The 1,176-nt window shown below is 33.6% G+C and carries 2 protein-coding genes; both read right to left on the bottom strand.

Features of this window, described 5'->3' with window-relative positions:
- Window positions 1-806, bottom strand: an 806-nt coding sequence (locus M663_RS0105165) for a PTS transporter subunit EIIC (RefSeq protein ID WP_029688189.1), incomplete at its 3' end; no start/stop codon positions are given.
- 147 nt (window positions 807-953) lie between these two features.
- Window positions 954-1,176: PTS glucose transporter subunit IIA (locus M663_RS0105160; protein WP_029688188.1), on the bottom strand; the 223-nt coding region annotated here is incomplete at its 5' end.

The raw sequence follows: 1,176 nt of genomic DNA, 5'->3' as shown, positions 1-1,176 counted from the left end.
TTGCCAATACCATCAGCTATATATCCGCCTAAAGGTTGTAATACATATAAAGTTGCAAAACCTGCTATCAAAATTGTAAGCAAAGGAGTTGCAAGCAATTCTATACTGTTAGGCATTCTTTTCCTAATGTTTTTTTCAAGCCAACTTGCAAATGCTGCTGCAATTAAGACAGAAATAATTCCGCCTCTACCTACGACTAAAGCTTTCCCTCCAATTGTAATATTAGCTAATGCAGGGTTATAAATAATACCAGCAAGAATACCTCCAATTGTAGGAGAACCTCCAAATTCTTTAGCAGTATTCATACCTACCATAATACCCATATACGTAAAAATAGTACTGCCTAACAAACTTAACATAGCCAATAAATTTTTGTCTGCAATCCAATTAAATTTTGTCGCAACATTGGTAATGCCAAGTATTAAACCACCACCAATTAAACCTGGAATCAAAGGAATAAATATACTAGCAATCCTTCTCAAGAGAAGTTTAAAAGGTGTTTGGTTTTTGGCACTAATTGCCGCTTTAACTTCTTCTGCTTTTCCAACTTTAGTACCACCTAGTATTTTTGATGCCTCACTTTCTACCTTGTTAGCAAGACCAGGTCCTACAATAACTTGTAACTCTCCACCCTCTTCATTGACTTTAATAACACCGTCAATTTTCCCCAAAGCTTCCCTGTTAACCTTGTCATAATCTTTGACAAGCACTCTCAATCTTGTCATGCAATTCGTAATTGATATGACATTTTCTTTTCCGCCCAACTCTTTAATAATTCCTTGGGCTATTTCTTTTTCTCTTGACATTCTTAATCCCCCTATCTTCAATTTAGTATTTAAATGGTAATGATAATTAAACATGTAAATCTATATGCTTACCTCCCACCTCCTTATATGTTGTATTGTTTCATAAATATGAAGTATTTATGAAAATTTATTTCATATTGAACCAAATTAAATAACCGCCTCAATTACAACGGTCTGCCCAGCAGTCGCTTTACCTGTCATTTTTTTAAATTCTTTTATCATATCCATATTAGTTACTACTATAGGGGAAACGAGTGATTTAGCTTTTGATTTTATTAAAGTTCTTTCTACCTTTAATAGTTTATCGCCAACTTTTACTTTATCACCTTCAGTTACAAACGTAACAAATCCTTCACCATTTAGTTTTACA

Source organism: Thermoanaerobacter sp. A7A (assembly GCF_000445185.1).
GTDB lineage: Bacteria > Bacillota > Thermoanaerobacteria > Thermoanaerobacterales > Thermoanaerobacteraceae > Thermoanaerobacter.
The sequence above is the reverse complement of the archived record's forward strand: the minus strand, read 5'-3'. Positions and strand labels throughout refer to the sequence as shown.